Source organism: Streptomyces sp. NPDC007164 (assembly GCF_040634135.1).
GTDB lineage: Bacteria > Actinomycetota > Actinomycetes > Streptomycetales > Streptomycetaceae > Streptomyces > Streptomyces sanglieri.
Window position 1 is genome coordinate 35,069 of sequence record NZ_JBEYFB010000032.1, and the last position, 22,712, is coordinate 57,780.

General features: G+C 69.9%; 24 protein-coding genes and 1 pseudogene. 10 read left to right on the plus strand and 15 right to left on the minus strand.

Annotation, left to right across the window (positions count from 1 at the left end; translation table 11 throughout):
• Positions 1 to 87: 87 nt before the first annotated feature.
• The gene (locus ABZ622_RS30255) at positions 88 to 690 is read left to right on the plus strand and encodes a sigma-70 family RNA polymerase sigma factor (protein ID WP_360548543.1); all 603 of its coding nucleotides are present in this window, start codon (positions 88 to 90) and stop codon (positions 688 to 690) included.
• 67 nt (positions 691 to 757) lie between these two features.
• On the plus strand, positions 758 to 1,096 hold the full coding sequence (locus tag ABZ622_RS30260) for a hypothetical protein (RefSeq protein WP_360548545.1): 339 nt from the start codon (positions 758 to 760) through the stop codon (positions 1,094 to 1,096).
• A gap of 150 nt (positions 1,097 to 1,246) precedes the next feature.
• On the opposite strand, the gene ABZ622_RS30265 is transcribed toward ABZ622_RS30260, so the two are convergent.
• Entirely contained in the window at positions 1,247 to 2,158 is a 912-nt protein-coding gene (locus tag ABZ622_RS30265) for an alpha/beta fold hydrolase (protein ID WP_360548547.1), read from the minus strand.
• Between the two features lie 103 nt (positions 2,159 to 2,261).
• On the opposite strand from ABZ622_RS30265, the gene ABZ622_RS30270 reads away from it, so the two are divergent.
• Entirely contained in the window at positions 2,262 to 2,831 is a 570-nt protein-coding gene (locus ABZ622_RS30270) for a TetR/AcrR family transcriptional regulator (RefSeq protein ID WP_360548549.1), read from the plus strand.
• Positions 2,832 to 3,101: 270 nt separating this feature from the next.
• On the opposite strand, the gene ABZ622_RS30275 is transcribed toward ABZ622_RS30270, so the two are convergent.
• The 3 genes from ABZ622_RS30275 to ABZ622_RS30285 form a co-directional block, all read right to left on the minus strand.
• Positions 3,102 to 3,488, minus strand: coding sequence for a nuclear transport factor 2 family protein (locus ABZ622_RS30275; protein ID WP_360548551.1), 387 nt, complete (start codon positions 3,486 to 3,488; stop codon positions 3,102 to 3,104).
• 131 nt (positions 3,489 to 3,619) lie between these two features.
• Positions 3,620 to 4,003: a VOC family protein gene (locus ABZ622_RS30280; protein ID WP_360548553.1), complete on the minus strand. Its 384-nt coding sequence runs from the start codon at positions 4,001 to 4,003 to the stop codon at positions 3,620 to 3,622.
• Positions 4,004 to 4,337: 334 nt separating this feature from the next.
• Positions 4,338 to 4,874: a hypothetical protein gene (locus tag ABZ622_RS30285; RefSeq protein ID WP_360548555.1), complete on the minus strand. Its 537-nt coding sequence runs from the start codon at positions 4,872 to 4,874 to the stop codon at positions 4,338 to 4,340.
• Between the two features lie 226 nt (positions 4,875 to 5,100).
• Between ABZ622_RS30285 and ABZ622_RS30290 the strand changes: the two genes are divergently transcribed.
• Positions 5,101 to 5,676, plus strand: a complete 576-nt coding sequence (locus ABZ622_RS30290; protein WP_360548557.1) for an SMI1/KNR4 family protein — start codon at positions 5,101 to 5,103, stop codon at positions 5,674 to 5,676.
• 42 nt (positions 5,677 to 5,718) lie between these two features.
• On the opposite strand, the gene ABZ622_RS30295 is transcribed toward ABZ622_RS30290, so the two are convergent.
• From ABZ622_RS30295 to ABZ622_RS30310, 4 genes are all read right to left on the minus strand, one after another.
• Positions 5,719 to 5,991: a hypothetical protein gene (locus ABZ622_RS30295; RefSeq protein ID WP_360548559.1), complete on the minus strand. Its 273-nt coding sequence runs from the start codon at positions 5,989 to 5,991 to the stop codon at positions 5,719 to 5,721.
• Positions 5,988 to 6,263, minus strand: a complete 276-nt coding sequence (locus ABZ622_RS30300) for a hypothetical protein (RefSeq protein WP_124723133.1) — start codon at positions 6,261 to 6,263, stop codon at positions 5,988 to 5,990. Before ABZ622_RS30300 ends, ABZ622_RS30295 begins: the two co-directional genes overlap by 4 nt.
• A 598-nt stretch (positions 6,264 to 6,861) precedes the next feature.
• Entirely contained in the window at positions 6,862 to 8,130 is a 1,269-nt protein-coding gene (locus ABZ622_RS30305; protein ID WP_360548561.1) for an MFS transporter, read from the minus strand.
• Positions 8,127 to 8,666: a winged helix-turn-helix domain-containing protein gene (locus ABZ622_RS30310; protein ID WP_360548563.1), complete on the minus strand. Its 540-nt coding sequence runs from the start codon at positions 8,664 to 8,666 to the stop codon at positions 8,127 to 8,129. Before ABZ622_RS30310 ends, ABZ622_RS30305 begins: the two co-directional genes overlap by 4 nt.
• A 115-nt stretch (positions 8,667 to 8,781) precedes the next feature.
• Here ABZ622_RS30310 and ABZ622_RS30315 point away from each other — a divergent pair, with 115 nt between their 5' ends.
• A complete protein-coding gene (locus ABZ622_RS30315; protein ID WP_360548565.1) occupies positions 8,782 to 9,351 on the plus strand; it encodes a WHG domain-containing protein in 570 nt (189 codons plus the stop codon).
• An 87-nt stretch (positions 9,352 to 9,438) separates the two neighbouring features.
• Complete coding sequence (locus tag ABZ622_RS30320; protein WP_360548567.1) at positions 9,439 to 10,617, plus strand: GDSL-type esterase/lipase family protein; 1,179 nt, start codon at positions 9,439 to 9,441, stop codon at positions 10,615 to 10,617.
• 105 nt (positions 10,618 to 10,722) lie between these two features.
• Here ABZ622_RS30320 and ABZ622_RS30325 read toward each other — a convergent pair whose 3' ends face one another.
• Positions 10,723 to 11,346: a L,D-transpeptidase family protein gene (locus ABZ622_RS30325; protein WP_360548569.1), complete on the minus strand. Its 624-nt coding sequence runs from the start codon at positions 11,344 to 11,346 to the stop codon at positions 10,723 to 10,725.
• A gap of 234 nt (positions 11,347 to 11,580) precedes the next feature.
• Between ABZ622_RS30325 and ABZ622_RS30330 the strand changes: the two are divergent.
• Positions 11,581 to 12,534 (plus strand): annotated as a pseudogene (locus tag ABZ622_RS30330) (FAD-dependent monooxygenase); the annotation flags it as partial.
• 215 nt (positions 12,535 to 12,749) lie between these two features.
• Here ABZ622_RS30330 and ABZ622_RS30335 read toward each other — a convergent pair.
• The 4 genes from ABZ622_RS30335 to ABZ622_RS30350 all read right to left on the minus strand — a co-directional run bounded on the left by ABZ622_RS30335 (position 12,750) and on the right by ABZ622_RS30350 (position 17,473).
• Entirely contained in the window at positions 12,750 to 15,098 is a 2,349-nt protein-coding gene (locus ABZ622_RS30335) for an AAA family ATPase (RefSeq protein WP_360548571.1), read from the minus strand.
• A gap of 161 nt (positions 15,099 to 15,259) precedes the next feature.
• Positions 15,260 to 16,090 (minus strand): metallophosphoesterase, encoded by an 831-nt coding sequence (locus ABZ622_RS30340; RefSeq protein WP_360548573.1) that lies wholly within the window; start codon positions 16,088 to 16,090, stop codon positions 15,260 to 15,262.
• Positions 16,091 to 16,094: 4 nt separating this feature from the next.
• Positions 16,095 to 16,874 carry an alpha/beta fold hydrolase gene (locus ABZ622_RS30345; RefSeq protein WP_360548575.1) on the minus strand — a complete coding sequence of 260 codons (780 nt, stop codon included), beginning with the start codon at positions 16,872 to 16,874 and terminating at the stop codon, positions 16,095 to 16,097.
• Positions 16,875 to 17,017: 143 nt separating this feature from the next.
• A complete protein-coding gene (locus ABZ622_RS30350) occupies positions 17,018 to 17,473 on the minus strand; it encodes a MarR family transcriptional regulator (RefSeq protein ID WP_360548577.1) in 456 nt (151 codons plus the stop codon).
• A gap of 185 nt (positions 17,474 to 17,658) precedes the next feature.
• Between ABZ622_RS30350 and ABZ622_RS30355 the strand changes: the two genes are divergently transcribed.
• The 3 genes from ABZ622_RS30355 to ABZ622_RS30365 all read left to right on the plus strand — a co-directional run bounded on the left by ABZ622_RS30355 (position 17,659) and on the right by ABZ622_RS30365 (position 20,404).
• Entirely contained in the window at positions 17,659 to 19,182 is a 1,524-nt protein-coding gene (locus ABZ622_RS30355) for a DHA2 family efflux MFS transporter permease subunit (protein ID WP_360548579.1), read from the plus strand.
• Positions 19,183 to 19,294: 112 nt separating this feature from the next.
• On the plus strand, positions 19,295 to 19,507 hold the full coding sequence (locus ABZ622_RS30360) for a DUF5988 family protein (RefSeq protein WP_360548581.1): 213 nt from the start codon (positions 19,295 to 19,297) through the stop codon (positions 19,505 to 19,507).
• A gap of 228 nt (positions 19,508 to 19,735) precedes the next feature.
• Positions 19,736 to 20,404, plus strand: a complete 669-nt coding sequence (locus ABZ622_RS30365; protein WP_360548583.1) for an ATP-dependent endonuclease — start codon at positions 19,736 to 19,738, stop codon at positions 20,402 to 20,404.
• A 75-nt stretch (positions 20,405 to 20,479) separates the two neighbouring features.
• Here the strand turns inward: ABZ622_RS30365 and ABZ622_RS30370 are convergent, their stop codons facing one another.
• Together ABZ622_RS30370 and ABZ622_RS30375 are read right to left on the minus strand one after the other, a co-directional pair.
• Positions 20,480 to 21,142 carry a lysophospholipid acyltransferase family protein gene (locus ABZ622_RS30370; protein WP_360548585.1) on the minus strand — a complete coding sequence of 221 codons (663 nt, stop codon included), beginning with the start codon at positions 21,140 to 21,142 and terminating at the stop codon, positions 20,480 to 20,482.
• A gap of 278 nt (positions 21,143 to 21,420) precedes the next feature.
• Positions 21,421 to 22,632, minus strand: a complete 1,212-nt coding sequence (locus ABZ622_RS30375; RefSeq protein ID WP_360548587.1) for an MFS transporter — start codon at positions 22,630 to 22,632, stop codon at positions 21,421 to 21,423.
• Positions 22,633 to 22,712: the final 80 nt, after the last annotated feature.

Consider the following 22,712-nt stretch of genomic DNA (forward strand, 5'->3'; position numbering starts at 1 on the left):
TGACCGCCGTCGTCATCGTCGCCGCGGCCGCCGCGCTGCTGCTGTGCGCGTGTACTGTCACGCTGCTGCGCCGCCGGAGGCGTCAGCGTGGCTGACCACATCTGGCCCGGCGCGACCCTGGTCGGCGCGGCGCAACGCGGCGACGTCGAGGCGCTCACCGCGTTGGTGTACGGCTCCTACCCGCACGTTCACCGGTTCGCGCACACGCTGTGCGCCACACCCCAGGACGCCGAGGATGCCGCCCAGGAAGCGCTGATCATCCTCTACCGCAAGATCGGCATGCTGCGCGCCTCCGGGGCGCTGGCATCGTGGATGTTCCGGATCGTCCGTAACGAATGCCTGCGGCGCACCCGCGCCCTGCTCCGTCGCGGACCGGCCGACGAACCCGGCGGGCTCGGAGCATCGGGCCGGTTCGACGCGTTCGACGTGTTCGGCGCGTCAGGCGGCACCGCACGGTCCGCCGAGGAGGACGTCCTGCTGCGCCTGGAGGCCGAACGCGTCGCGGCTGCCGTCGCCGCCCTGCCCGAGGACCAGCGGCAGGTACTGGTCATGCGGGACGTCCAGGGCCTGCCCGGCCGCACCGTCGCCGACCGGCTCGGGCTGAGCACCGCCGCGATGAAGTCCCGCCTGCACCGGGCCCGTTCGGCGGTGCGCGAGGCGCTGCGGGACGATCCGACCGGGACGAGGTGAGCCCACGACGACACCTGACCCGACCACGACGAAACGCACCGCTACGCCCGGTCCCGGACCTGGTTCCATGGCCAGCTCCATTCCCGGTTCCGTGCCCGGCTCCATGCCTGATTCCGGACCCGGCACCGCTGGCGCACGCGGCGCACCGGCGCGCGGTGGCTTCGCCGGCGACACCGTTCCGCGTCATCTGGCCCGCGGCGCCGTCGGATTCGGCGCGCTCGCCGGGTCCCTGGCCCTGTTACCGGTCGTCGGGCCGGCGAGCCTTCTGCTCGCCCCGGTCGGCCTGGTCGCGCTGCGCGGCTGCCCGATGTGCTGGGTGATCGGCCTCGTGGAGACCGTCTCGGCCGGGCGGCTGCGTCGGTCCTGCACGGAGGGGAGGTGCGAACTGAACCGCGCCAGACCTTAGAGGTCGTGTATCGAAGGAGCTGGTCGCTCGACCGCGAGGGCCTCGCGGCGTCCGCCCACCGCGAGCCACCCTGATTCTTGCGGTCGGGGTTCGGGCCGGGCTTCTGCACCGCCCACTCCTGGCTCGGTCGACAGCGCGGTCCGGCCGGGTTCACTTGCTGGAGATGCTCCACGTACTGTCGCCGGCCTCAGTGGCGTTGTTGAGGGCGGTCCACGCGGCGCTGTTGAGCTTGAAGGCGTCGAGGAGGTAGGCGGAGATCGCGTTGGCGACGAGGGCGACGCGGGTGGGGTCCTCGTCGGTGGTCTCGGCGACCATCTCGCCGGCGATGCCACCCAGGGTGTGCTCGCCCTCGGCGATGGTGAGCAGACTCTTCGGGGACGGGCTGAGGTGGTAGGCGTCGGTGAACCACTCCGGCCCGCGCGTGGAGAGCTGGGACTGGTCCTTGCCGCCCGCGACGACCAGGGCCGGGGTGGTCATGCTGGAGTAGTCCGGCCTCATGAACGGAAGGTGCTCGGCGGCGAACGGGGTGAGGGTGTCGCCGGTTCCGGTCGCGGCGATCAGTGCGCCGGCCGCGACCGCAGAGTGGGAGAAATCTTCTCCGGGCACTCCGTCGGCGTCGAGCACGCGTGCGCCGAGGAGCGCGCCGACGGTCTGGGCGCCCCAGGAGTGGCCGACGACCGCGATGCGCTCACGGTCGACGCGGGTCTCCAGGCCGCCGGCCTGGAGGAGGATGTCGTCGAGGCCGTCGAGGACCGCATGGAGGTCGGCGATCCGGACGCGCCAGACGGTGGCGAAGCGCGGGTCGTCCCACCCGAGACCGTTGCGGCGGGAGTCCAGGTGAGTGGGCTGCACGACGACGAACCCGGCTGCGGCCCACCGGTCGACGAGCGGTTCGTATCCGTCCAGGGACCATGCGTTGCCGTGGGAGAACACGATGACGGGCAGGTTCTGGCCCGACAGCGGGGCGGTGACCTTCACCTGTAGGTCGATGCTGCGGTCGGGCACGGGAACGATGATGGGCTTGACCGCGACGATCCGCTGGTCGAGGTGGCTGGAAGACATGCGGGACCTGCCCTTTCTCCACGGGATCGCTCTGCCGTACTTTGGCGGAGCACCGTTCCGCCACTTTAGCGGAACATTGTTCCGCGAACAAAGGGAGGGCCTCGTGCCGGAGACGGTCGGAGTACGCCAAGCACAGGCGCAACGGACCCGCGGTGGCGTGCTGGCGGCCGCGGCAGCCGTCTTCGTGGATCAGGGCGTCCAGGCCCCCATCCGTGACATCGCCGAACGCGCCGGCGTCGGCGTCGGCACGATCTATCGGCACTTCCCGACCCGGGCGGACCTCGTCACCGCCGTCTACCGGCACCAGATCGACACCTGCGCCGCACTCGCGCCCCAACTCCTGGAGGATTCAGCCTCGCCGTTCACCGCGCTGACCCGCTGGGTGGACGCGTTCGTGGAGTTCTTGGTGACCAAGCACGGGCTCGGCGCCGCGCTGGGGTCAGGTGACGCAGGGCTGGAGAACCTCCACAGCCTCATGCTCGACACACTGGTCCCGGCCTGCGCAACGTTGCTCGACGCCTGCGTCGCCGCCGACGAACTCAGCCCCGGCATCACCGCCTACACGCTCATGCGTGCCATCGGAAACCTCTGCATCACGGGCCCCGACTACGAACAGGCCGACGCCAAGCACATGGTCGCCACCCTCCTCGCCGGATGTCGTCGCAGGGTATAGCGACAGGACCCGCCCCGCCCTCACCACCTGCTGTGCGCAACATCGATCTCTGCCTGGGGCATAGAGCCGTGGAGGCGTGGAGCCGTGGAGGCGCGGAACCATGGAGGCGCGGAACCATGGAGGCGCGGAACCATGGAGGCGCGGAACCGGGGAGCCCTCCGCGCGACGGCCGGAGGTCACAGCCAATCGTTGACGGCTACGACAAGGACGACTGCCTCGTAGCGGACCGCGAGCGAGTGACAACGGGCGATCGCCGCCCGGGATTCGCGGTTACACGCTGTCGGGCGGGATGGGGGTGGCCTGGTGGTAATACATCTGCCACGTCGCGGCCGCACCCTGCTTGCGCCAGAGCGAACTCCGGCGTGCCCGGTCTCCGTCCATCGTGGTCTCGTAGGTGAGGTGCACCAGTCCGGGTGCCAGCAGAACACCGGTGAAGTTTGAGGGCTCATAGCGCGGACTGCTTTCTGCCGCACCGTCCAGCTCGGGCAGCGCGGCAAGCATCTCGTCATACGTCCACCGCCGCCCCGAAGCACCGACCTCCACGAAGTCCGGGTCCATCAGCTGTCGGGCAAGCGAGCGTGACATGCGCACACTGGGGTCCATGAGACGCAGCTCGCCTGCGATCGCTTCGCGTACCTCTTCTGTCTCCCGGCTCATGCAGGCATCTTCGCCCAAGTGACCAAGCCCATCGCAACCGAGTTACCACGCGCAGAGCACGGCTCGGCTTCCTGGCCGGCTGGTTGCCACCTATCGCGACACCCCCTTGGGCCGGCACCTTCACATGTTCTTCAGGGGGACATCGCAGCGCGATCGGACTCGCTGCGGAGGACACAGAATTCATTGCCTTCAGGATCGGCGAGGACGGCCCAGCCCGCACCGTCGGGCTCCCTGCGATCAGCGACCAGGGTGGCTCCCAGAGCCAACAGCCGCTCGATCTCCTCCTCGCGCGAGGTCGTCGGGCGCAGGCACAGGTGGATCCGGTTCTTGATTGTCTTCGGTTCCGGCACCTGGTTGAAGTACAGCAGCGGGCCCTCCGGAAGCATCACCTGGGTCTCCCTGCTGCCCCGTCTGTCCTCCGGGTGCAGTGGGCAACCGGTCGCCTCACTCCAAAACCGAGCCAGCTCATAGGCATCCGAACAGTCGATCGCCACGTTCTGCACCACCGAAACCATGCAGCTCAGCCTGCCTGAACACCGCTCGGTCCGCCATCAAATCCGCGACCGAACGCCGCGAAGTGCCCTGAAGTTCCCTGTCGTCTCAGCGGCCGTGCCGGGGAGCTTGTATGCCATCCAGCCCCAGAGGGCGCTTGATGTGATTTCGGGGTGGCCATTTCGACCCGCACTGCAAAATTGCCGCATTACCGCATTACCGAAAGCCCGACTGCGTACCGCTTTGTGGGCGGTACGCAGTCGGGCCACGCCCTTCTCGGCAACCACACCCTGTGCAGGCGCGCAGGATCCAACTGGCCCATGCACCACCGGGCGGATCCGCACACAGCATGCGGATTCAGTCGGTGATGTACCAATTGTTCTTGAGGTACTCCAAGGTGCAGCTGCCGAGTTCTTCTTCGGAGAAGGTGACGGAGGCTCTGACCGATTCGGTCGGCATCTCGATCTTGTCCGGTGTACTCACGACGATGCGCTGCGGGTCGACCGTTGCGGTTTGCAGGGCCTTCTTCTGCGCGGGCGAGATCATCTGGAACACGACGGGGTACGTCGACCTGCACGGGCCGAGCCCCTCGTCCTGTGCCTTCTTCGCGGCAGGCCCGGCCACATCGCAGACCGTGTCGAGGTCCTCATGGCCCACGGCGTGGAGGTACTGCTCGTACCGCTGGATCGCGCCCTGCGTCGTCCGGGGCGCGGGCCGGTCGCCTGTCTGGGCGGCCGGCGGCTTCTCGGTCCGAGCGGATGCGGACGGCGTGGCCGACGGCTCCTTCGCTCCTGTGGACGCGGACGGCTGCGAAGGCCTCGCGTCCGTATCCTCCTTCGCCTTCTCCGGACCGCACGCGCTCGCCACCAGCACCACACAGGCCGATACCGCCACGCTCACAATCGTCCGCGCTCTCATCCGGTCCCCTCGGTCACATCACCAGCCGACAACACATCAAGACATCAAGACGCCACGCAGGATCCGGGCGAACGGTTCCCGAGCCGGTCCGGGTGTCGTGATCGGTGCCGCACTTGTTGCGTCCACGTATGCGCGAATCCGCTGGTCAAGCTCCTGAGCCCCCAGGCTCTTGACTGTCGGGCGGATAGGAAAAGATGCGGCCATGAGCAACAGCTTCGAAGCGCTGGTCCGTCGGGTTGCGGCTGCATCTGCGGCAAGTGACCGCCTCCAGCCGCCGATTTCCGCCGCAGAACTGGCCGAGGCCGAGCGGAATCTGGGCTTTCGCCTGCATCCCCTGCTTGCCGCGCTCTACCGGCAAGTGGGGAACGGTGGCTTCGGCCTCGCAGATTCTCTGCTTCCGCTCTGCGGCGGCCCGGATGAGAACTGGGAGACGTCGGTCGTACAGGAATACCAGGACAGGATTCCTCCGGAAGGAGCGGACACGTGGTGGTCGTGGCCCGAAGGGGTAGTGCCTGTTCTGGACTGGGGCTGCGCAAGGTTCGCCTGCGTGGACTGTCACAGCGATGACGGAACAGTTCTGCTCTTCGAACCCAATGCCATCAGTGGCCAGGACCCGTCCAGGGCGTGGTTCGTGGATGCGGGCAGTCTCGCCGAGTGGCTCGTGACCTGGCTGGACGGCCGAGGCCGGGACGAACAGGACGCCGTCGACGGAGTGTTCGGCAGGGCCCGATGGGCGGACGCCGCCTCACGAATGCAGTCGGACCGGGCAGCCGGCTGACTGAGGAGGTTGGGCCGTCTCCGCCGGGCGCGGACGGTTGCGTCAGTGGAACCAGACCAGGACGGAGACGCGTATCTCCTTGGCTTCCCGCATGATCATGTACTCGATGATGACCGGTTCGCCGGGGACTTCGAGGGAGTATCGGACCTCGAAGTCGTCCATCGCGTCGCCGGGCGGTTTCCTGCCGAGGTTGATCGCGCCACCGGCCTCGATGGCCAGGGCCCGCAGAAAGTTCGCCGTCTTCCTGCGGAGATCGACGGGCATGTCGAGCACGGTCTGTGCCGGGATCGCCTCCGTCCAGACGGTCCAGCTCACCGTGGCTCGTCCACGAGCAGGTCGTCGACGGAGACGAGAGCACGGCCGGCCGCGGCATTGGCCCGGCTCTGGACCGCGGCGGGGGCACGGTGCAGCATCGCCGTCTTCCACCAGCGGCGCATCACGCCCGGTACCTCGCCTTCTTCGGCGGCCAGGACCTCGGTGTAGAACCGGGCACGCTCGGCACCGGTCAGTGCGTCACCGATCGCGTTGATGGTGTGCGGGACAGCGGTGACCCGGGGGCCTGCGGGGTGCTCGGGTTGAGCCGTCACAGATCTCTCCTTCGTTCTGCTGACCCGAGTGTCCTACGCCGGAGCCCGGATCGGGAACCGGGCCGGTGAACTCGCCCCCGGCTTTCGAGGTGGGGAAGGCGACTGCCCGAAGGGCCGGCGGCCCGTCCGTGGGTCGGGCCGGGCGGGTGGCCCGCCTGAACATGCTGCGGGCGATCAACGCCCAGTGAGCCACGCCTGTTCACCGGGACGTACAGCTCGGCCAAGAGGCCGAGGCCCCTTCCAGCAGTTGGGGGAACCAGTCACTGGATCGCTACCTCGAAGCGCTCAGTGCCTGGACCGACGACATGGACGGCTACTTCATCGACCGAGGAGAGCCCGTTCCCGAAAGCCCCGACTGGAGTTTGATCGCCAGCATGTTGAGGGCGGCTTGCTTCTACGAGTAGGCCATCACCGTCCCGGAAATCGTCCGGACAGAACCTCCTGGGCCGCCATCTGTTCAGCATCAAGCCGGCGGTCCCGGTCAGGTCCTTGCCCCCTCCGGGACCCGGAAGCTGGGCTCAGCACCGGCTCAACGACCTCGCGGAGCCCTGAACGGCACCCTCCTGATCGGGATTCAGGGGTTCAGGGGTTCAGGGGTTCAGGGGTTCAGGGATTTCGGGTGATCCGGTTCATCGGCCGGGGCGGCGGCACGCAGCGCCGCCTCGACCCGGCGGTTGCCGGTCATGGTCGACGTGACGGCGGTCATGGTGAGGAGGAGGCCGGCGGCGGTGTAGAGCGGGGTGCGTACGTCGTAGGTGGTGGCCAGCCAGCCGCCGAGGAAGGCGCCGAACGGGGCGGCGCACATGGCGAGCATGCGGGAGGTGGAGGCGACCCGGCCCATGAGGTGGGCGGGGACGATCGTCTGTCGGAGGGAGGGGCCGAGCACCATCGTGGCGCCCATGCCCGCTCCGCAGACGGCGAGCGCGAGGCCGGCGACGTACGGGTTCGGGGCGGCGGCCAGGCCCAGGATGGCGAGTCCCTCGACTGCGGCCGTGCAGGTCAGTGCGGTGCCGGTGCCGAGTCGTCGGCCGAGGAAGGAGGCGATGCCCGCGCCGAGCAGACCGCCGGTGGCCTCCGCCGTGAGGAGCAGGCCGAAACCGAAGGTGTCGATGCCGAGACGATCGTGCGCAAAGAGGGCGAGTACGGTCTCCACGGCGAGGAAGGCGATGTTTCCGACCGCCGGACGCAGCGCGAGCCCGAGCAGCAACTGATCCCGGAATACGTACGAGGCGCCGGCACGCGCCTGCCGCAGCAGTGACTCGCGGGCCTTCGGGAGGGGCCGGGGTGCGACGGGCAGCGACCGTACGAGCAGTGCGGAGAGCGCGAACGACACCGCGTCGGCGAGCAGCGGAACCGCCAGCCCGAGCGCGAGCAGGGCACTGCCCGCAGGCGGCCCCGCGAAGCCGGACGCGGCGGTCTGGGTGCCGCGCAGCCGGGAGTTGGCGCGCTCCAGGAGCGCGGGGTCTCGGCCGAGCAGATCCGGCAGATAGGCCGTGGCGGCCGTGTCGAAGAAGAGGCCGCCGAGGCCGAGCAGGAAGGCGACGGCCGCGAGCAGTGGAATGCTCAGTACGTCGAGCGCGGCCGCTGCCGCCGGTATCGCGAGCAGCACCGCACGCACCGCGTCCGTGACCCACATCGTGCGCCGGCGGTCCCAGCGGTCCACCAGCGCACCGCCGAGCACCCCGAACAGCAGCCACGGCAGCGTTCCGGCAGCCGTGACGACGGCGAGCGCCATCGGATCCCGCGTCAACGTCAGCGCGAGCAGCGGCAGCGCGGCATGCGACACCCCGTCACCGAGCGAGGAGACCGTCTGCGCAGTCCACAGCCGTCCGAACCCGGTCGGCAACTTCCGGATGTCCGAGGTCACTCGGCGTCCCCTTCGGCCTGCTCGCGCGGTGCCGGGTGGAACAGTGCGAAGACCAGTGAAGCGTCGGGCAGCGACGGATCGGACAGCTCCCGGTACTCGTCCGCCAGTGCCTCCAGCCGCGCCCCCAGCTCCGCGAACCGCTCCTCGGTGAGCCGCAGATGCGCCATCCGTACGTGCCGCTCGCCGTCCACCGGCGCTGCCTCCAGGTCCGCCACCGCATGCCGCATCAGCACATCCGGCCCTCCCTCGCCCGGATCCGGCAGCACGATCGCCCGCGCGGCCATCGCGTAGTACCGCTCGGTGACCCCCCGGACCTTCCGCGTCCGTACCACCTTCACCAGGCCGGCCCGCTCCAGCAGCCGTACGTGGTAGCTGGAGCTCCCTTTCGCAAGGCCCACGCGCTCGGCGATCTGCGTAATCGTCGCGGGCTCGAAGCGGAGCACGGCCATGATCCGGTGACGCGTGAGATTGGAAACGGCGCGCAGTTGCTCGTCAGTGGTGACGTGGAACGCCTCGGGAAGATCATCGGTAGGCATGCCCTCAATGGTCAACACTTCTTGACCATTTGACAAGGGGCCCCGGCGCCGGAAGTCATTTACCTAAAAGCTTTAGGCAAATCGATAATGGTTATCGCCAAGAAGGAGGAAGATTATGGTCAGAGTGGGGTTGACCCCGGAGCGTCTGACGTTGGCGGGGGCAGAGCTGGCCGACGAGGTCGGCTTCGACCAGGTGACCGTTTCGGCGCTCGCCCGGCGGTTCGACGTGAAGGTCGCGAGTCTGTACTCACATCTGAAGAACTCCCAGGAACTCAAGACCAGGATCGCCCTGTTCGCCCTGGAGGAGCTCGCCGACCGGGTCGCCGATGCCGTGGCCGGGCGGGCCGGCAAGGACGCCCTGTCCGCCTTCGCGGACGCCTACCGCGATTACGCCCGGGAGCACCCTGGCCGGTACGCCGCCGCACGGCTCCGGCTCGATCCCGAGACGGCGGCCGCCAGCGCCGGGGTGCGGCACGCACAGATGACGCGGGCGATCCTGCGTGGCTACGACCTGACGGGGCCGGACCAGACGCACGCGGTCCGGATGCTGGGCAGCGTCTTCCACGGTTACGTCAGCCTGGAGCTGGCCGGAGGCTTCGAGCACAGCTCCCCGGACTCTCAGGAGTCCTGGCTCTGGATCGTGGATTCCCTCGACGCCCTGCTGCGGAACCGGGCCACACCCTGACCAGCAGGGGTGCCGCACCGGCTCATCCACAACATTCCGAGAATCTTGATCAACAGGCCGAGGCACTGAGGCAGCGAGGCACTGGCAATGAACAGCGAACACAACACGATCACCACACCTGTCACCACGGACCTCCTGCGCGGCTTCCTCGATGTGGAGACGACCGCGCACGGTCTGCTGCCGCATCGGCTGCCCGCCCGGGCACGCCGGCAGATCCCCGACGACCAGCTGGCCGTGGCCGAGGCCCAGCCCTCCGGCGTACGGCTGGCCTTCCGCACCCGGGCCACCACGATCGAGCTGGACACACTGCCCACCAAGCGGGTCTACCGAGGTCTCCCGGCCCCGGCGGACGGCGTGTACGACCTGCTGGTCGATGGCCGTCTCGTCGCCCAGGCCACGGTGACCGGCGGCAACGTACGCACGATCACCGACATGGTCACCCAGTCCTCCGAGCTGTCGGAGGGGCCGGCCGGCACCGCCCGGTTCGCCGGTCTCCCGGCCGGTGACAAGGACATCGAGATCTGGCTCCCGCACACGGAGATCACCGAGCTGATCGCCCTGCGCACCGACGCCCCCGTCGAGCGGGCGCCGGACAACGGGCGCAGGGTCTGGCTGCACCACGGCAGTTCCGTCAGCCACGGCTCGAACGCCACTCATCCGACCGCCATCTGGCCGGCCCTGGCAGCCGCCCGGGGCGGGGTGGAGCTGGTCAACATGGGGTTCGGCGGCGGCGCGCTGCTGGATCCGTTCACGGCCCGAGCGATGCGGGACGCGCCCGCGGACCTGATCAGCGTCAAGGTCGGGATCAATGTCGTCAACGCCGACGCGATGCGTCTGCGCGCCTTCGGCCCCGCGGTCCACGGCTTCCTCGACACCATCCGCGAGGGGCACCCGACCGAGCCGCTGCTGGTCGTGTCCCCCGTCCTGTGTCCGGTCCAGGAGGACACTCCCGGCCCTCTCGCCCCCGACTTCGACGGCGGCACCCTGCGGTTCAAGGCGACCGGCGATCCCGCCGAAATCGCCGCCGGACGCCTGACGCTCAACGTCATCCGGGAGGAACTCGTCCGGATCGTCGAACAACGGGCGGCCGACGACCCGAACCTGTACTACCTGGACGGCCGTGACCTGTACGGCGAGCAGGACTACGCCGAATTCCCGCTGCCCGACGAGGTCCACCCCGACCCGGCAGGACACCGCCGCATCGGCGAGAACTTCGCCCGGCTCGCGTTCGGCGACGGCGGCCCGTTCGGCGTCAGTACCGGCTGACGCTGCCGGCAGTTCTCGCCGGTGCTGCGTCGCCACCGACACGTGGTACCCGGGAAGCCTCTGGACGGGCTTCCCGGGCACCACGGACGGAGCACTGACGCAGGGTCAGTTCACCACGTACATCTTCTTCGGCCAGCCGACCCGGTCCAGGCGCTTGAACAGGTCCTTGATGTTGGTCGGGTTGAGCTTGATGCAGCCGTTGGAGTAGTAGTCGTTGGGGCCGTTGTTGGTCCACCGCTCGGACTCGATGGTGCCCTGCTTGCCGTTCGGCTTCATCTCGCTGTGGATGAACAGTTCGGTGCGCTTGGTGCCGTTGTGGCACTTGCGGTCGGAGATCTTGATGACGAAGCCGTTGATGATGCCGTCGAAGTTCTTGCGGTGCCACTGAACGGCGTACGGCTTGCTCGCCCCGGCGTTGGGCAGCCAGCCCTTGCCGACGGCACAGGTGTTCTTGACCTGGCCCGAGCCCGCCTTGTAGGTCTTGATCACCTTGTCCCGGCCGGGCGTGCGCTTGACCAGTTCGAGGCGGGAGTTGGTGACCGAACCCTTGTTGAAGCGCAGGTAGTAGGCGTCGGTCACCCGGGCGGACGCCTGGGCGGATGTCTGGGCGGGCGCCTTGGTCTCGGTGCGCGCCTGGGCCGGGGCGGCCGTGGTGGCGCTCAGGCCACCGACGAAGACCGCGGCGAGCGCGAGGGGGACGATGCGTGCGGACCATACGTTCTTGCGCATGTGGGCACTCCTGTCTGATGTGTCGTTGTACGTGACTGTTTCGCCGGCAACACCGACCCTGCTGGCCGCGCGCCCTGTGCAGCAAGGGATGCCCGCTGTCCCGGACAGTCCGCCGCTGTCCTGGCTGGTCACCACCGTTTCCCGGACAGGGACCGGGGCGGTCGTGAGCCTGCGCGACCCCCATAGGCCCTGGCGCTTTGCGGTCGCTTAAGCCCGATGGCGGAAGCTGAGACCATGTCTGATCCCATAGTCATCGTCGGTAGTGGCGCCGCCGGTCTGACGCTTGCGTGCGAGCTGGGGCTGGCCGGGGTTCCCACGGTCGTGCTGGAACGTCGGTCCGAGCTCCTGGAGCGTTCCGGCGGCATGCTCCTCAACGCACACATCGCGGACTTCCTGCGCAAGAGAGGCCTGGAGGAACGCTTCCGGACGCCGGACACGCCTACCTGGGGGCGAAGTCACTTCGGTCTCGTCTACCGGGACATCGACGGCGAACTGGCCGAGACCGACTACGACTTGATCGTTCCGCAGTGGCGCAGTGAGCAGTTGCTGCGGGAACGAGCGGTCGAGCTGGGTGTCGAGGTGCGGCTCGGCCAGGAAGTCATCGATATCGAGCAGGACGCGGACGGCGTGACGCTCACGGTGGTCTCGCCGGAGGGTTCCGGCACTCTGCGTGCCTCCTACGTAGTCGGGTGCGACGGTCCGCGCAGTCTTGTGGCCGAGGCGGCCGGCTTCGAGTTCGAATCCCTCGCCCCTGCGTACTACGGGGTCATCGCCGATGTCGTCGTGGACGACGAGGCGCAGGCGCTGTTCAGGGCCGGCTCGTATCCGAGTGGTCAGTTCGGTGCGCTGCCGGTGAATCCGGCCGATCCGACCGAAGTCCGGTTGATGACGGTCGAGTTCTACCGTGAGCCTCCGTCCGACGGGGAGCCGCTCACCGTCGACGAGATCCGCTCCACGATCGAGCGGGTCACCGGGCAGGCGCCGGATCTGCGCGCGGTGCGCTGGATGACGCGGTACGGAAGCCCTACGCGGCTGGCCCGGAGCTATCGCACGGGCAGGGTGTTCCTTGCCGGTGACGCCGCCCATCCGCATCCACCGTCCTCCGGGCACGGGATGAACACCGCCGTGCACGATGCGGTGAACCTCGGCTGGAAGCTGGCCGGCGCCGTGCACGGCTGGGCCCCTTCCGGGCTGCTCGACTCCTACCACGGCGAGCGGCACCCCGTGGGGAGGCGTGCGTGTCGGCGGGCCCTGGCACAGCTCCCCTTGCAGGCGCCGCTCGACCGAGCCGTTCCGCTGCGCGAGGTCTTCGCGGAGCTGCTGGAGTTCGACGTGGTCAACAAGTTCCTTTCGCAGTACGTCACTCGGGTGCGTTATCCCCTGTCCGCCGATGATTCGACGGATCACGAGCTGCTCGGTGCCGTCCTCCCCGATACGGCGCTGGTGACGTCGGCCGGTGCGGTGGCGACCCCGGAGCTGTTCCATTCCGGTCGAGGGGTCGTACTGGATCTGTCCGGTGGCGGGGGCGCAAGTTCCAACCGGTCGCCGCTGCCTCGGAGTTCGGCGACCGCCCGGGTCAGCAGGCGGGTCCGTTCACGGGGCACCTCGGTGGCCGCGCGGAGGCGTAGCGCGACACCACGCAGCCGGGCCCCCGTCGCGTCGGGCAGGGCCAGTTGCTCGGCGATCAGTGCCGTGGCTTCCTGGTGTCTGCCCAGTCGCAGCAGCGCCTCGGCTGCGTCGGTGCGCCAAGGGTGCTGGCGGGGCCGGTCCAGGTCCCACCGCCGGGCGAGGCGGCCCAGATCGAGGAATTCGCCCAGCGCCGCCTCGGCGCGGTGTGTTGCCAGGAAGTACTGTCCGCGGGCGCGCAGCAGCGGCAGTGCGTGGACCGTCGCCAGGGTCCGTTCCGGTACGAGGGGTTCGAGGTGCCGTGCCGCTTCGTCGTACCGGCCCATGTTGGTGAGTGCCATGACGAGGACGGCGACGGGCGCGGAGCGGAAGTGGCCTCCTCGGCCGGCGACTGCCCGGATCGCCGTGGACGCCTCGCGTTCGGCGCCCGCGAGGTCACCGAGACGCAGGAGTGCCTCGGCGTGCAGCGTGCCGTACGTCGCCCGGAGCCCGGGGGCCCGGTGCCGGGCGGCCTTTTCCTGAAGGCGCCGGCACCATTCGGCGGCCCTGCGCGGCTGGTCGGTGTGGATGAGTGTCCGCACGGCCTGGGCCAGGGCTTCGTGGGTGCCCTGTGCGGCCGGGGCGCCGTCGAGGAATCGCTCGGCGTCCTTCGCGTCGTCCTGGTGGCCCGGGTGGGTCCACAGCGCAGCACAGGGGCTCAGGTGTTCTCCGCCGGGCGGGGTGGGGTGACTCCCGCCCGGCGGAAGCGCGAACAGTTCCCGCAGCGCGTCGGTGCCTGTCGTACGGCTCAGGGCTTCGGCGCCTTCCTCGATGCGCCCCTGGGCGACGAGGAGTCTCGCGAGATGTCCCGCGGTGGCGGCGCCGAGCCGTCCGGCGCGCAGGGCGGCGAGCGGTTCTTCCAGATGCTGCTCTGCCGCAGCCGGGCTCAACCGCCGGGTGAGGGCCGCGAGTTGGAGCATGATTTCGCCGCGTGCGTGCTCGTCAGCGGCGGTCGCGCAGGACGCGTGGGCGAGTTGCAGACAGGCGGCGGCGCGCTCGGGTTCGTCGACGGCCATGGCTTGCTGTGCCGCCTCGCGCAGCACGGGCACGACCCAGTCGCTGCCGGAGCTGCCGCAGTTGTCGGAGCTGCACGAACTGCACGAGCTGCACGAGCTGCACGAGCTGCCGGATTCATCGGAGTCGTCGATGCCGCCGCAGGCCCGCAGGCTGTCGGCGATGACGGCGGCCTCGGCCCGGGACGCGTGAAGGACGCGGGCCACCCGCCGGTGCAGTTCCTCGCGTTCCGTCGGGTCCATGCCGTCCAGCACCGCCGCCGCTGTCGCGGCGTGCCGCAGCCGGTCGCCGAGGGCGAGGCCCGTGGCCCGGAGCGCGGTCAGGGTGCGGGCGGCCTCGGTGGGTGTCATGCGGAGCACGCTCGCGATGCGCTCCGTGGTCGCACTGTCCCCGAGGGCGGCGAGCGCCCGGGCCAGGCGCGGGGCGGCCGCACCGCAGCGCTCCAGGCAGGTGAGCACCGCGCGCGAGAAGGGGCCGCCCGGCTCGGGTACGTGTCCGGGCTCGGAGAGCAGGGCGCGGAGCAGCAATGGGTTCCCGCCACTGATGCGGTGCAGGCCGTCGGCCACGGCGCGGGCGGCCGGTGTGCCGGTGTGCTGACGTACCAGTGCCGCGGTCGCGGTGCGGTCCAGAAGACCGATCCGGATCCTTGTGTAGGCGGGGTGCTTCAGCAGTTCGGTGTCCAGGCCCGCGTCGCGGGACGGGGCGTCGGCCGTGGTGAGCACGAGCAGCAGACCGCCGGCGCGGGCGGTGTGGGACGTGGTGCGCACCCATGCGGTGAGCCGGCCCAGGGAAGCGGCGTCCGCCTGGTCGATGTCGTCGAGGCAGACGACCACGGGGGTTCGCTCGGGGATGTCGCCGACCGCGGTGGTGAGGTCCGTGGCGCAGTCCGGGTACGCGGCGCGCACGGTCGCGGCTCCGTGGCGGTGCGCGGCGTCGGCGCAGTGCCGCAACAGGGCGGACTTGCCGCAGCCCACGGCGCCCTCCACCAGCACGATTCCGGTGTCGCCCCGCATGCAGGCGGCCAGCGCGCCGTCGAGCTGTGTCCGTTCGGCGTCTCGGCTCAACAGCGTCATGAGCAGCAGGTTATGTACGTTCCGGGTGGGCAGGAGCCGGGGAACGGTGGCCACAACCTGCGGGACAGCAAGTTCTCCCCGGGCCCGTTCCCGAGGCCGGAACGACGGGAAGTGGGGAGAGCCGGAGCTGCCTCTCGGGCGGGGAGGATCCGGGCAGCCTCTCAGGCGGGGAGGATGGTGCGCGGAACGGTACGGGGATGGCCCGGGGTTCGCCACTCGCGGGGGTAGCCGACCGACACCTCCTCGAAGCGCACGCCGTCGTACCAGCTGGTGCGGGGGATGTGCAGATGGCCGTAGACGACCGTCCGGGCGCGGAAGCGCAGATGCCAGTCGGAGGTGCGCACGGTGCCGCACCACTGGGCGAATTCGGGATGGCGCAGGATCCTGGTCGGCTCGCGGACCAGTGGGAAGTGGTTGACCAGTACGGTCGGCAGCTCGGGGTCGATGTCCCGGAGCCGCCGTTCGGTGTCGATGACACGTTCCCGGCACCACGCCTCGCGGCTCGGGTACGGATCGGGGTGCAGCAGGAATTCGTCCGAGCAGACGACGCCGCTCCGATACGCCTGGGCCAGCGATTCCTCCTTGTTCCGGGCCGTACCGGTGCGGAAGGTGTAGTCGTACAGCAGGAACAGCGGGGCGACGAGCACGGGTCCGCCGGGGCCGTGCCACACGGGGTAGGGGTCTTCCGGGGTGACGACGCCCGCGGCCCGGCAGAGCGACACCAGGTGCTGGTACCGCTCCTCGCCCCGCAGCTGTACCGGGTCGTCGGGTGGGGTCCACAGTTCGTGGTTCCCCGGTGTCCACACCACTTTGGCGAAGCGTTCGCCCAGCAGCCGCACGGCCCATTCGACGTCCGACACCAGCTCGCCGATGTCACCGGCGATGATCAGCCAGTCCTGATCGGTCGTGCCCCGCAGCCCTTCGACGACGAGGCGGTTCTCGGGGTATCCGACGTGCAGGTCACTGATGGCCAGCAGCTTCCCGTGCGCCACGGGTTCAGTGGTCGGCGGGCTGGGAGATCAGGGCCATGTCCTGGGCGATCGCCGCGGTGACGGCGTCCTGCTGCGGGGTCAGGAAGAAGTGGCCGCCCGGGAAGCTGCGGAAGGTGAAGGGGCCGCTGGTGAACTCCCGCCATGCCTTGGCCTGTTCCAGGCTGACGCGCGGGTCGGACTCCCCGGTGAGCACGCTCAGCGGGCAGCCGAGGGCGGGCTGCGACCCGTCCGGCCGGTAGCGGTAGGTCTCGATCGCCTTGAAGTCGGCGCGCATGGCGGGCAGCACCATCCGCAGGATCTCCTCGTCGGCGAGGACCCCCGGGTCGGTGCCCGAGAGGGTGCTCATCTCCGCGATCAGCGCCTCGTCCCCGCGGGTGTGCACATTGTCCGCGGCGTAGATGTCGGGGGCGCGCCGCCCGGAGACGATGAGGCCGCTGGGCGGCCGGCCCTCGCGCTCCATCCTGCGGGCCAGTTCGAAGCCGAGGACGCCGCCCATGCTGTGGCCGAAGAGGAACAGCGGACGGTCGTGGTAGGGCGCGATCACCCGGTGGATCCGGTCCGCCAGGGCGCTCACCGTCGTCAGGGGCGGTTCGTGCCGCCGGTCCTGGCGCCCCGGGTACTGGATCGTGAGCACGTCCGCGGTCGCCGCGAGGACCTGCGAGTAGCGGAAGAAGGAGGAGGCGGTGCCGCCCGCGTGCGGCAGGCAGACGAGCCTGATCGGCTTCTCGGGAGCCGGGTGGAAGCGCCGGATCCACAGTTCTGCTTCGGTCTCGTGGATGCTCATGTGCCGGAAAGCTAGCTCTTCCCGGTTAAGCGGGGCTTGTGCGCGCCGGGGCCGGGCGGGGTGCGGCGGGGCCGTCGGGATCGTCCGAAGCGGCGGTTGCGTCCGCCCCGGGTGCGGTTGCGTCCGCCCCAGGTGCGTGTTCGTCAGGACTGTTTGCGGGATCTGGCCTGCGGGGACAGGTGGCGGGCGAGCACGTCCAGGGCCTCGGTGACTTCCTTGAGCCGCTCGGGATCGTCGCCGAGCGCGTGGGCCAGTGCGCCCTCGATGGATGTCGCTCTGACCTGGGCCATCCGGTCGGAGGGGCGGGCGGACTGCCGGACCAGTAGGCGGCGGCGGTCTGCGGGGTCGGGGTTGGTGACCACGACGCCGGCTTCCTTCAGCCGGGCCACCGCGGTGGAAACCTGGCTCTGCGGAAGGCCGGTACGGGCCGCGATCTCACCGACCGCGCTGTCGGGGTGGGTGGCCAGGTCGCTCACCACGATGAGGACCGAACGCACACCGCCGCCGTAGCGGGCCGCGCCGCCCTCCGGCTCGGGCATCGCGCCCTCCCCGATCTTCATCAAGGTTCGCCCCAGCAGGAAAAGCTCGACTCCATCCATGCCACCAGGTTACATCGCTTTCGATGCATCTTCCAGAGATGCATCTTCCAGAGATGCATCTTCTGAAGATGTATCTCTCGGAGATGCAACTACTTTGATACATCTATCTTGATACATCTAAGAAGATGAGTTAGCTTCGAAGCAGACGCCGGGACACCGGCCATCGACGGACGAAGGAGACGGTCGTGCTCAAGTGGCGCGGGAACCCCTGGGCAGTCCTGGTGACGCTCTCGCTCGGGTTCTTCATGACCCTGCTGGACCTGACGATCGTGAACATCGCGATCCCCGACATGATCAACGGCCTGGGAGCCTCGCTCGACCAGACCCTGTGGGTGGTCAGCGCCTACGCGCTGACGCTCTCCGTGCTGCTGATCACCGCGAGCCGGCTCGGCGACATGCGCGGCCCGCGCAACCTGTTCGCCGCGGGCCTGGTCGTCTTCACCCTGGCAAGCGTCGCCTGCGGATTCGCCCCGAACGCAGCGGCCCTGATCGCCGCCCGCGGAGTACAGGGGCTGGGCGCCGCCCTCCTCGTGCCGCAGACGATGACCCTGATCGTGTCCGTCTTCCCGGCCTCCCGGCGCGGCTCCGCACTGGGCATCTGGGGCACGGTCGCGGGCCTGGCCACCCTGTCCGGGCCGACCCTCGGGGGCATCCTGGTCTCGGCCGTGGGCTGGCGCTGGATCTTCCTGGTAAACGTACCGATCGGGATCGCCGCGCTCGCCCTCACGTTCCTGCTCGTCCCCGACATCCGCCCCGCCCGCGCCCACCGCTTCGACCTGATGGGCGTTCTTCTCGCCACCGCCACCCTGTTCTGCCTGGCGTTCGGTCTCCAGGAGGGCGAGCGCTACCAGTGGGGTCCGGGCATCTGGACGCTGCTCGCCGCCGGCGCGGCCCTGGCTGTCGGGTTCCTGCTGCACCAGCGCGGCCGGCAGGACCGTGAGCCGCTCGTCCCCTTCGCGCTCTTCAAGGACCGCAACTTCACCGTGATGACCGTGCTGGTCGGACTCGTCTCGATCGCCATGCTGGGGCTGGTGCTGCCCTTCAACCTCTACCTCCAGTCCGTCCTGCACATGAGCGCGATGAAGGCGGGTCTGGTGCTGGCCCCGTCCTCCCTGGTATCGATGGCACTCGGCCCGTTCGCCGGGCGCATGTCCGACCGGATCGGCGGCAAGTACCTGATGGTCACCGGACTGGCCCTGTACGCGTCCGGCATCCTCGCCATCGCCCTGATCGCGGGCCCCGCCACCTCCTGGTACGCCTTCGTCCCCGCCACCCTGCTCACCGGGCTCGGCGTCGGATGCATCGTCGCCCCGATGTCCACCGAGGCCATGCGCAATATCCCGCCGCAGCTCGCCGGAGCCGCCTCCGGTGTCAACAACACCGTCCGCCAGATCGGTTCGGTCATCGGTGCAGCCGCTGTCGGCGCCCTCGTACAGGGACAGCTCTCCGCCGGGATCTCGGCCGGCCAGACCTACTCGGCCGCGTTCCTCTCCACTCTGCACAGCACTGTGGCCCTGCCCATCTCGGTCCTGATGGTCGGCCTGCTCGCCTGCCTCCTGATCCGCAACCACACCAAGTCCCGCACACCGGGCACCGCCCCGGCCGCCGCCCCGGCCGCACCCCCTGTCGTTCCTCCGGCCGGGGCCGGCCCCCAGACCGGTCGGGCCGTCGGCGCCACGACGGGGCCGGCGGACGGGAAAACGCTTTAGACGAGCTTTAGAGCAACCGCCGATCCTGCGCGCAGCGAAGCACCCCTACTGCCAAGCCGAAGCAATGAGGACTTCCGAACAATCCGCACCTGCGCCGAAGGAGACGGCAGTCATGGAGAATCCCAACGTCATTCTCACTGGTGGTCCTACGTTCCTCATCCATGAGGAGGACCGCGTGCGCTACATCGCGAACACGAACTCCAAGGTGAAGGTACTTTCGGGCAACCGGCACGAGCACTTCGAGCCGACCGACGAGACCGTCGTCGAAGGCAACCGAGAGCTCCAGGTGTTCGCCTGGAGCGGCTGCACCTACGTCGCCGAGTAGACCCGACAGGACGGACAGGACGAACGCCGACCGGACCCGGTCGGCGTCGGCCGACAACACGGAACGATCCATGAGGCAGCGGCCCGGCAGCGTCCCGGACCGCTGCCCTCCGCTGTCCGCACCCGCGCGGGAACGGGCACCCCGAGTTCCGCGCGGACCCGCCTTCCCGGGCGGACCGGCCTTCCCGGGCGGACCGGCCTTCCCGGGCAGGGCTGAGAGACTGGGTCCATGGATGCGACAGAGCGGTTCTGTACGGCAGTTGTGGAATGGGCGGCCGGCGGTAGCGGGGCTCCGGCGGCCGCCGAGGTCGCACGCGAACTGGCGGCCGGTTCCGCGTTGCGTACGGCGGTGCTCGTGGAAGGGGTCAGCGACCGGGTCGCGCTCGAAGCGCTGGCTGCCCGCCACGGGCGGGACCTCGGTGCGGAGGGCATCGCGGTCGTCCCGCTCGGAGGTGCGACCAGCATCGGCAGGTTCCTGGATCTGCTGGGTCCTCAGGGGCTCGGCATCGGGCTGGCGGGCCTGTGCGACGCCGGAGAGGAGAGCCACTTCTCACGCGCGCTGGAGCGGGCAGGTCTCGGGGGCGGCCTCTCTCGCGCCGACATGGAGCCGCTCGGTTTCTATGTGTGCGTCGCCGACCTGGAGGAGGAGCTGATCCGCTCTCTGGGCACCACCTCCGTGCAACAGGTCATCGACGCCCAGGGCGACCTGCGGGCGTTCCACATCTTCCAGAAGCAGCCCGCCCAGCGGGAGCGGATGGTCGAGCACCAGCTGCGGCGCTTCATGGGAACCATCAGCGGCCGGAAGAGCCAGTACGCGCGGTCACTCATCGATGCCCTGGAACTCACCCAGGTACCAAGGCCGTTGGACCGCCTGCTCGCGCACGTGTCCGCGAACTGAGCGGCCGACCGACCGGCCGGTGGCGGGCGGAGATCCTTCGAGTGCGAGGGCCGGGCGGGCCGCCGCCCCCAGGAGCTACGCGACGAGTGCGGCGGGCTCGCGCAGGTGGGCGGCGGCCGTACGCCACGCGGTGGTCACCGCGGTCCGGGCCCGTGCCGTCCGGATGGCGCGGTCGCCGGTCAACTCCAGTGGCGCGCCCACGTGTACGTGTAGGTCCGGTCGGCGCAGCGGGGCCGTGACCAGGCCGGCGAGTTGCTTGGCGGTGCTGCCCGAGGTGATCCGGCGGGCTCCGGCCTGGCCCACGGGTACGACGGGGGCGCCGGTGCGTTCGACGAGCCGGGCCAGGCCGCTGCGGAAGGTACCGGGTACCGCTTCCGCGGCGTCCCTGCGGCGGGGCAGGCCCCCTTCGGCGTAGATCAGGACCAGCCGCCCCTGTTCCAGGGCCTCCGCCGCAGCGTCCAGCGCGGCCGCGGCGCGCCGGTCTCCGCGGATGACGGGTATGTGTCCTTCGCGGGCGAGCGCACGGCCGAGCACCGGGACGCGCCAGAGCCCCGCGGCCGCCATGATGACCGGCTCGGCGCCGAGCCGGTGCAGGGCTGCGGTCACGATCGCGGGATCGGCCAAGGACGTGTGGTTCGCGGCGACGATGCTGCCGGGCGCGAGTTCGGCGCCGGGGTCGGTGGTCACCGTCAGACGGCCGACAGCGGGTATCAGGACGTCGGCGATGCGGCTGAGCATGAACGGTCTCCCGGTCTCGACGATGTTGGTCCTCATCGTCGGGGGCGGGCGCCGGCCGGGGCGTGAGTCGTCGTACTCATCTTCCCGGCAGGGCCGCCGGTGGCCGCGAGCACCCGGTCCGGACTGCTGCGGTCCTCGATCGTGGCACCGAGGCCCGGAGTGTTCATCCGAACGGGCGATATGGCCGAGGCGTCCGCCCCTCAACAGGCGCTTCGGTCCTGCCTCTTGGCCGGTCGGACAGGCCGGCCGGGTCGCACAGATCAGTCAGGTCGGGCAGATCAAACAGGTAGGGCAGGTCGGGCCGGGCGGGTGGCGCCGTTCTCGGCGAGTGCCCAGATGACGAGCGCGAGGCCGCTGAATCCGGCGCCCAGCACACACACCGCGCTCCAGCCCGCCGTGGCGTACAGGGTTGTCGAGGCAAGGGCCCCGACGGCGCTTCCGATCGAGTAGAAGACCATGTAGCCGCCGATGAGCCGGCTGCCCGCCTCGGGGTGCAGCGCGTGGATCAGGCTCTGGTTGGTGACGTGCACGGCCTGTACGGCGAGGTCGAGGAGGACCACTCCGGCCGCGAGGGCCCACAGCGAGTGCCGGGTGAGAGCGAGGGGCAGCCACGAGAGGGTCAGCAGGGCCAGACCGAAGCCGGTGGTCCGGTTCGCGTGGCCGCGGTCGTTGAGCCGGCCCGCGACGTTCGCGGCGAGCGCTCCGGCGGCGCCGAGCAGTCCGAACGCGCCGATCGCGGTGGACGGCAGGGACATCGGGGGATCGCTGAGGACCAGGGTGACGCTGCTCCACAGGGTGCTGAACGCGGCGAAGACGAGGAGCGCGAACAGCGCGCGCAGTCGTGGCAGGCGTTCACGCGTGAACAGGCGGACGGTGGAGGCGAGCAGGCGCCCGTATCCCGGCGCGGGCGCCGGTGTGTCGCGCCGGGGTATGACGCGGTGCAGAGCGAGCGCCACCGCGCAGGTCAGTACCGCCGAGGTGAGGTAGACCGAGCGCCAGCCCGCGAGGTCGCCGAGCAGCCCGGAGACGGTGCGGGCGAGCAGGATTCCGGTGACGACGCCGCTGGTGACGATCCCGACGACGCGGCCGCGCCGGGCGGGCTCGGCGAAGGAGGCGGCGCAGGCGACGAGGGACTGCGTCACGACCGCGAGCAGCCCCACGGAGGCCATCCCGGCGAGGAGTGCCGCGCCGGTGGTCGCGGTCGCGACGAAGAGGAGCGCGGCGGCCAGCAGGACCAGTTGTGCCGTGATCAGGCGCCGGGGGTCGAGCCGGTCGCCGAGCGGAACGATGAGGAAGAGGCCGAGGCCGTACCCGACCTGCGTGAGGGTGACGATCGCCCCGAGCGCCGCCGGGGCGATCGCGAACTCGTCGCCGAGGGCCACCAGGAGCGGCTGGGCGAAGTAGACGTTGGCGACCGCGATTCCGCAGGCGACCGCGAACAGTGCGGTGGCACCGCGGGGCAGTACGGCGGCGGGTGTCGCCTGGTGCATGGTGGACCCTTCAGCAGTTCGGTTGCATGTTGCCACCAGTGAGCCTAGAGGTGGCTGGTAGCATGTTGCAACCGACATGG

Excerpts from the sequence above, each read along its gene's own strand:
- ABZ622_RS30260 (WP_360548545.1), top strand. The coding sequence starts at position 758 with ATGGCCAGCTCCATTCCCGGTTCCGTGCCCGGCTCCATGCCTGATTCC.
- ABZ622_RS30265 (WP_360548547.1), bottom strand. The coding sequence starts at position 2,158 with ATGTCTTCCAGCCACCTCGACCAGCGGATCGTCGCGGTCAAGCCCATC.
- ABZ622_RS30275 (WP_360548551.1), bottom strand. The coding sequence starts at position 3,488 with ATGAGCCGGGAGACAGAAGAGGTACGCGAAGCGATCGCAGGCGAGCTG.
- ABZ622_RS30280 (WP_360548553.1), bottom strand. The coding sequence starts at position 4,003 with ATGGTTTCGGTGGTGCAGAACGTGGCGATCGACTGTTCGGATGCCTAT.
- ABZ622_RS30290 (WP_360548557.1), top strand. The coding sequence starts at position 5,101 with ATGAGCAACAGCTTCGAAGCGCTGGTCCGTCGGGTTGCGGCTGCATCT.
- ABZ622_RS30310 (WP_360548563.1), bottom strand. The coding sequence starts at position 8,666 with ATGCCTACCGATGATCTTCCCGAGGCGTTCCACGTCACCACTGACGAG.
- ABZ622_RS30315 (WP_360548565.1), top strand. The coding sequence starts at position 8,782 with ATGGTCAGAGTGGGGTTGACCCCGGAGCGTCTGACGTTGGCGGGGGCA.
- ABZ622_RS30320 (WP_360548567.1), top strand. The coding sequence starts at position 9,439 with ATGAACAGCGAACACAACACGATCACCACACCTGTCACCACGGACCTC.
- ABZ622_RS30325 (WP_360548569.1), bottom strand. The coding sequence starts at position 11,346 with ATGCGCAAGAACGTATGGTCCGCACGCATCGTCCCCCTCGCGCTCGCC.
- ABZ622_RS30335 (WP_360548571.1), bottom strand. The coding sequence starts at position 15,098 with ATGACGCTGTTGAGCCGAGACGCCGAACGGACACAGCTCGACGGCGCG.
- ABZ622_RS30345 (WP_360548575.1), bottom strand. The coding sequence starts at position 16,874 with ATGAGCATCCACGAGACCGAAGCAGAACTGTGGATCCGGCGCTTCCAC.
- ABZ622_RS30350 (WP_360548577.1), bottom strand. The coding sequence starts at position 17,473 with ATGGATGGAGTCGAGCTTTTCCTGCTGGGGCGAACCTTGATGAAGATC.
- ABZ622_RS30360 (WP_360548581.1), top strand. The coding sequence starts at position 19,295 with ATGGAGAATCCCAACGTCATTCTCACTGGTGGTCCTACGTTCCTCATC.
- ABZ622_RS30365 (WP_360548583.1), top strand. The coding sequence starts at position 19,736 with ATGGATGCGACAGAGCGGTTCTGTACGGCAGTTGTGGAATGGGCGGCC.
- ABZ622_RS30370 (WP_360548585.1), bottom strand. The coding sequence starts at position 21,142 with ATGCTCAGCCGCATCGCCGACGTCCTGATACCCGCTGTCGGCCGTCTG.
- ABZ622_RS30375 (WP_360548587.1), bottom strand. The coding sequence starts at position 22,632 with ATGCACCAGGCGACACCCGCCGCCGTACTGCCCCGCGGTGCCACCGCA.